General features: G+C 26.8%; 3 protein-coding genes. All 3 read left to right on the top strand.

Annotated elements, in window-relative coordinates; translation table 11 throughout:
- A partial coding sequence (locus tag F3G75_RS09215; RefSeq protein ID WP_223154462.1) for an N-acetyl sugar amidotransferase occupies positions 1 to 1,148 on the top strand: 1,148 nt, incomplete at its 5' end.
- A 191-nt stretch (positions 1,149 to 1,339) separates the two neighbouring features.
- Complete coding sequence (locus F3G75_RS09210; protein WP_035167064.1) at positions 1,340 to 2,116, top strand: oxidoreductase; 777 nt, start codon at positions 1,340 to 1,342, stop codon at positions 2,114 to 2,116.
- Positions 2,113 to 2,544: hypothetical protein (locus F3G75_RS09500; protein ID WP_149717340.1), on the top strand; the 432-nt coding region annotated here is incomplete at its 3' end. The genes F3G75_RS09210 and F3G75_RS09500, both read left to right, overlap by 4 nt.

Here is a 2,544-nt window from a genome sequence, read left to right as displayed (position 1 = left end):
GAATGGAAGGATGGTTTAATATGAGTAGAATTTTTTGGTGTAAAAAGTGTTTAAATATGTCTACTAGACCAAGAATTGAATTTAATGAAGATCAAATTTGCAATGCTTGCCAGTGGAGCGAAGAAAAAAAAACTTTAAATTGGAATGATCGAAAAAAAGAATTAATAGAAATAATAAATAAATATAAAAAGTCTAATGGTCAATATGATTGTATAGTTCCGGTTAGTGGCGGAAAGGACAGTTCTTATGTTTCATATAAACTGAAAAATGAATACGGCATAAATCCTTTGACAATAACGGTAAAGCCCGGAATAGTTTTTGATATTGGAGAAGAAAATCTAACAAATTTTATATCCTCAGGATATGATAATATTACAATAAGACCAAATTTGAAAGTTTTAAAACAAGTTGATAAAATCGGATTTATTGAATTTGGAAGGCCAATGCTAGGATGGCAAACAATTATACAGGCTTTTATTCCAAAAATAGCAAAAAATTTTAATATACAAATGATTTTTTATGGTGAAAATGGCGAAATCGAATATGGCGGTTCTACTAAAAACAAGAATGTACCTTATGGAAGTTTCGAGTTTGTTAAAAATATTTTGCTCTCAGATACATACAATAGAATAATTAATAGCGGAATAGACAACAACGACTTAGAAATGTATAAATTTGATGAGGATATTATTTTTGGTAAAAGCAAGGTACTAAGTCTATATTGGTCTTATTTTGAGCCTTGGGATTCGTATAGAAATTTTAAAATTGCAGAAAAATATTGTGGTCTTACTAGTAAGAAATCACAGGAAGGCTCTACTTATAATGATTATTCACAAAATGACACAAGTTTATATGATCTACATACATACCTAATGTATTTAAAATTCGGTTTTGGTAGAGCTTCACAGGATGCTGGTATTGATATTAGAAGAGGTGCTATTTCTAGAAAAGAGGCGATAGAGTTAGTAGTTAAATACGATGGTATATTTCCAGAAATATATTTAGAAGGATACTTGAAGTATTATGATTTGACAAAGGAAGAGTTTGATAATATTATCGACAAATGGGTTAACAAAGATTTATTCTTTAAAAAGGATGGTGTATGGGTTCCTAAATTTAAAGTTGGAAATGATTTTCAAATAGGCTAAAACCGATGAAAATCGCTGTTGTATCATTGAGCTAATGTTATAGGTTTAAAATGGTTTTTAAATTATAAAAATTTATACCATCATTAAAATTTAAAAATTACATTCACATTAAGAGTCTGATTTAAAGATATATAAAGTTTTGATAAAATATTGAAATATATTAATACAGCAAAAGAACTTTATGAGGAGATATGATAGTGCTTAAAGATAAAGTTGTAGTTATAACTGGTGGAGCAGGCCTTATAGGAAAGGAGTTTGTAAAAGCGGTTGTTGAAAATAATGGTATGGCTATAATAGCTGATATAAATGAAGAGCTTGGTCTAAAAGCAAGGCTTAATCTATCGCGAGAATTAAACACTTCAAATATAGATTTTATAAAAGTTGATATAACATCAAAAAACTCTTTAAATAGCTGCATAGATTACTTAGACAATAAGTATAAAAAAATAGATGCTTTGGTAAATAATGCCTATCCTAGAAATAAAAATTATGGCAAGCATTTTTTTGATGTTGAATATGAGGATTTTGTGCAAAATTTAGGTTTAAACCTTGGCGGATATTTTATAGCTTCACAACAGTTTGTACTTTACTTTAAAAAGCAGGGATATGGAAATATTATAAATATAGGATCAATTTATGGCGTTGTTGCACCTCGATTTGAGATATATAAAGATACGCATATGACTACGCCAGTTGAATATGCAGCCATTAAATCAGGGCTTATTCATCTTACAAAATATATGGCAAAATATTTTAAAGGGATGAATATAAAGGTAAACGCACTAAGTCCCGGAGGTATATTTGATAATCAACCAGATTCTTTTTTGAAAAAATATAAAGATCAGTGCCTAAACAAGGGTATGTTAAATGATTGTGACCTAAAAGGCACCTTAGTATATTTACTGAGTGATATGAGTAGATATGTAAATGGTCAAAATATTGTAGTTGATGATGGGTTTAGCTTGTGATTATAGTTAGAGTATTATTATCTTTAATAAAACAGTATTTATTAAATATTTTTAATAAAAAAGTAAATATAAATTTGAATACAAATGAGAAAAATTTTATTGATTTATTAAAAAAAGAATGTATATTTGAAAACACGAGTAAAAATAGAATTTTAATGGAGGGTGACTTAATAAAAGTAGGACCAAACTATTTTTTTAGATTATTGTCGTTGGCAAATTTATTTAATAAAACATATAATTTATCAATAGATATTGTATTTAATGGTTTTAAAAATAATTCTTTAAAAGAAATAAACATGTGTAAAAAACTAGGATTGTCAAATTTTATTTTTACAAAAAATATATTTTCTATAAAATTATTATTCTTGTCTTATTTTAAATCAGTTTTTGTATATTTTAAATATATGCATAGTAACATGGAATTAAAA

Origin of the sequence: Campylobacter concisus (genome assembly GCF_902460705.1) — a bacterium.
Lineage (GTDB): Bacteria > Campylobacterota > Campylobacteria > Campylobacterales > Campylobacteraceae > Campylobacter_A > Campylobacter_A concisus_Z.
The sequence above is the reverse complement of the archived record's forward strand: the minus strand, read 5'-3'. Positions and strand labels throughout refer to the sequence as shown.

Coding starts and splice junctions, on each gene's coding strand:
- F3G75_RS09210 (WP_035167064.1), top strand. CDS start 1,340: ATGATAGTGCTTAAAGATAAAGTTGTAGTTATAACTGGTGGAGCAGGC.